This window comes from Sulfolobus sp. B1 (assembly GCF_007050195.1).
In the GTDB taxonomy this organism is placed as follows: Archaea; Thermoproteota; Thermoprotei_A; order Sulfolobales; family Sulfolobaceae; genus Saccharolobus.
In genome coordinates, this window is sequence record NZ_QIMI01000146.1 from 1 (window position 1) to 3,448 (window position 3,448).

The following is a 3,448-nucleotide window of genomic DNA, read 5'->3' on the forward strand; positions in this document are numbered from 1 at the left end:
TTGCAATATCCTTACCGTTTCCAGTAATAAATGAAAATGATAGCTACTTTAAAGAAATATTATCACTGATAGAAAATAAATTATTAAGGCCGTATGGGTTAAGTACTTTAGCTAGGGATGACCCAAATTACATTCCAGTTTATAAGGGGGATAGATGGAGTAGGGATAGAGCATATCATAATGGACCCATATGGCCTTGGCTTTTAGGGCAATACATTGATGCTAAAGTTAGAGTTGAAAAAAATCCCATAGAAATTAAGTTATTATTTGAGCAATTTAGACCACTGATTAATTATGCATTAGATAATCAAGGTTTTATACCAGAGATTTTTGAAGACATACCCCCTTATAGGCCAAGAGGTTGTATAGCTCAAGCTTGGAGTAACGCCGAAGTTTACAAGATGTTAGTTAAGATAGCTAATATTTAAAATATGAACTATAAGTAGCTTAACTTGATAGATAAATTTTTTAGGGATAGATAAGTTACTATATCCTATGAAATACAAGATACTCACATTAACTTCAATATCTCACTTCATAAACGATGGCAACTCTTGGTTCTTGCCAGTATCATTCACTTTTTTGATAGAGTACTTAGGCGTTTCAAAGTTTTTAGTAGGGATATTAGGAGGAATATTCTTCGGTATATCAGCATTAACATCACCATTAGTTACTAGAATAGTTGACAAGACAAACTCTTACTCTAAAGCTATGGGGCTAGGAATATTGTTGTGGGGTATAGGGTTAATTCTGTTTGGTTATTCTATTAGTTTAGATTCCTTACCATTCATAATATTTTCCGTAGCTGTTACCGGTTTAGCCTCTACCTTCTATCATCCTTTAGGTGCAGCAATGTTGTCAGTAACATATAAGGGAAATGCAGGTATCGCTTTAGGGATTAATGGATCGATGGGTAGCGTAGGAAGAGCATTATACCCTACATTAACACTAGTGATTTTTGCCTTACTTCATAAAAACATGTTCTTAGACTCTGTAGTCTTAGGTATAGTTTCAATATTAGCTTCAATTCCCTCTCTGGTAATAAATGTCAATTTAGAAGGCAAGAAAGGGGAAGACACACTAACTCCTACCCAAACTAAGGCTCCAATGATGGCTATAACACTTCTAACAATTTCAGCGTTTCTAAGGAGCGTATTTACACAAGGCATCTCACAATTCCTGCCTACGTTACTGGTTGAAAACTTTAATTATACTTATACAGCAAATTTAGGGGAAGCAATAAGTATAGCGTTATCAGCTGCAATTATAGGACAACCAATATTAGGCTTATTATCTGATAAGGTGGGAAGGAGGCTAATCTACGGCATTTCAACTGCAGGTGCGGTAATAGCTTTTATACTGTTCTTAAGGTTCCCCAATATAGCGTTGCTATCGATTTTTGGTCTTTTCACCTTCAGCTCTTTCCCATTAATGCTCTCGTTAGTAGGAGATTTCGTGCCAAGGAACTCAACTGGTTTTGCCAATTCATTGGTCTGGGGTTTAGGAGTTACAGGTGGAGGCGTAATAGGACCTATAATTGTAGGTTCCTTATCCCAAATAACTAGCCTAATCTATGCTACTGAAATTACTAGCTTGATCGGAATATTTTCAGCTGTAATCATCCCACTTATACCAAAACCCCCGAGGAGAGGTAAAGTTCCTCTGTTTGGATAAACTTTTTATCCGTAAATATCTAATGGTTTTATGCGAAAAAGAACTGAGCGTATATTAAGGGGAGTAATAACGTTGTATATCTTAAAGTCATTAAACGATGGACCTAAAAATGGTTATGAATTGGAAAAAATTATAAATAGTAAGTTAAATTATGAATTACCAGATGGATCTATATATGTATTGCTAAAGTATATGGCAAGAAAACAGTTAATAAAATATGAGGAGTTAAAAAATAGCAAAGGACAGACTGTAAAGAGATATTACATAACAGACAAGGGTATAAGTTTTCTCAAATCTCATGAAAAACCATTAATGGCTGTTAGAAACGTAATAGATGAACTGATAGAAACTATTAACAAGTTAAATGGATGAAATAATATTCTCCATTACAGCATCTATTTTAAGAGCGATTTCGTTATTAGATAAACCGTACTCTTCAGCAATTCGGCTAGGTTTCTTATAGCCCACGTAATTAACACCATTACTTTCCCAAACAAGTATCCTTAATGGTAATTCATATGCGATTTCTCTATTAATTTGCATTAACAATGTTCCTACTCTAGGATTACCGAAATATATTACAACTGTCGGATCTAAATTAAGACCTACTCTCCTAGCGTTATTAGCGTGATCAACTATACCAAATATCTCCAATCCTAGCTTGGAAATAACCTCTTTAACTTTCTTTACACAATCATCAAAAGTACCATTACAAACCTTATAAGATAACATGGGTCTACCTACTTATGGAACTTTTTTAAGATTTTCCCCAAATCCTTTCAACATCCAAAGATAAGTCAATTGATTTGTAACTATGCGTGATATAACCGCTAGAAATTACATCAACTCCACTCTTGGCGTAATCTACTATATTATCCAAATTAATTCCTCCAGACGCTTCTAAAATTACTTTACCTTTAAGTTCATTAACAATGGGAATTATCTCATAAGGTTTCATATTGTCTAAAAGAATAGCATCAGCGCCAGCTTTATAAGCCTTGATTGCGTTTTCAAATGATGAAACTTCAACCTCGATCTTCTTTGTAAAACTTACACTTCTCTTTATTTTCTGTATAAGTTCTTCAAGATTCCCGTAAAGCGTAATATGATTATCCTTTATTAAAACAGCATCATTCAAATTATATCTATGAGGATCTCCTCCTCCAACTTGAATAGCATATTTCTCAAATATCCTAAATCCTGGTGTAGTCTTTCTAGTTCCAGCAATTCTAACGTTAGGATTCACTTCTCTAGCCTTTTTAACCATCACATTAGTTATAGTTGCTATGCCAGAAAGTCTACTCAGAATATTTAATGCTAACCTTTCAATGCTCAACAATTTATCAGCGTCTCCAGAAAATTCTAAGACTATTTGATTGCTATAGATCTCTTCGCCATCTTTCTTGTAATTTAATACGTTAAATCCTAAAAAATTAAGGAAAGGTACTATGAACCTATTTCCTGCCAAAACTCCCCTTTCCTTAACTCTCACAACACCTTTAGCCTTTATTCCCTCTAAGGCTGACGAAGTTATGTCTTCTGGTAATACATCCTCTTCTAAATATTCTAAAAGTCTTTTAATATATACCTGCTCAATCATTGTCTTTCACCTTAAAGTATATTCTTCTTCTCCAGATATCTCTCCTTTTTGGAAAATCCGTTCTATAGTGACTTCCCCTACTCTCTTCTCTCAACAAAGCAGCTTTAACACTTAACAATGAAACTAAACTTGCATTAGCCTCTTGAGTAATCGAAGAATTATCTATTGCCTCAT

Annotated in this window: 5 protein-coding genes and 1 pseudogene; 3 read left to right on the forward strand and 3 right to left on the reverse strand. The window is 34.2% G+C overall.

Annotated features, from left to right (window positions below):
• The 3 genes from DMP16_RS08510 to DMP16_RS08520 form a co-directional block, all read left to right on the forward strand.
• The coding region (locus tag DMP16_RS08510) for an amylo-alpha-1,6-glucosidase (RefSeq protein ID WP_304948041.1) at positions 1 to 428 on the forward strand (428 nt) is incomplete at its 5' end.
• 67 nt (positions 429 to 495) lie between these two features.
• Positions 496 to 1,674, forward strand: a complete 1,179-nt coding sequence (locus tag DMP16_RS08515; RefSeq protein WP_069281655.1) for an MFS transporter — start codon at positions 496 to 498, stop codon at positions 1,672 to 1,674.
• Between the two features lie 30 nt (positions 1,675 to 1,704).
• Positions 1,705 to 2,046, forward strand: coding sequence for a PadR family transcriptional regulator (locus DMP16_RS08520; protein WP_069281653.1), 342 nt, complete (start codon positions 1,705 to 1,707; stop codon positions 2,044 to 2,046).
• Here the strand turns inward: DMP16_RS08520 and DMP16_RS08525 are convergent.
• The 3 genes and pseudogenes from DMP16_RS08525 to DMP16_RS08535 form a co-directional block, all read right to left on the reverse strand.
• Positions 2,035 to 2,406: a DUF302 domain-containing protein gene (locus DMP16_RS08525; protein ID WP_069281651.1), complete on the reverse strand. Its 372-nt coding sequence runs from the start codon at positions 2,404 to 2,406 to the stop codon at positions 2,035 to 2,037. The two genes, DMP16_RS08520 and DMP16_RS08525, sit on opposite strands and share 12 nt — an antisense overlap.
• Positions 2,407 to 2,431: 25 nt before the next feature.
• A complete protein-coding gene (gene nadC / locus DMP16_RS08530) occupies positions 2,432 to 3,274 on the reverse strand; it encodes a carboxylating nicotinate-nucleotide diphosphorylase (RefSeq protein ID WP_069281649.1) in 843 nt (280 codons plus the stop codon).
• Positions 3,267 to 3,448, reverse strand: a pseudogene (locus tag DMP16_RS08535) (L-aspartate oxidase); the annotation flags it as partial. The pseudogene DMP16_RS08535 and the gene nadC, both read right to left, overlap by 8 nt.

Coding starts and splice junctions, on each gene's coding strand:
- DMP16_RS08515 (WP_069281655.1), top strand. CDS start 496: ATGAAATACAAGATACTCACATTAACTTCAATATCTCACTTCATAAAC.
- DMP16_RS08520 (WP_069281653.1), top strand. CDS start 1,705: ATGCGAAAAAGAACTGAGCGTATATTAAGGGGAGTAATAACGTTGTAT.
- DMP16_RS08525 (WP_069281651.1), bottom strand. CDS start 2,406: ATGTTATCTTATAAGGTTTGTAATGGTACTTTTGATGATTGTGTAAAG.
- nadC (WP_069281649.1), bottom strand. CDS start 3,274: ATGATTGAGCAGGTATATATTAAAAGACTTTTAGAATATTTAGAAGAG.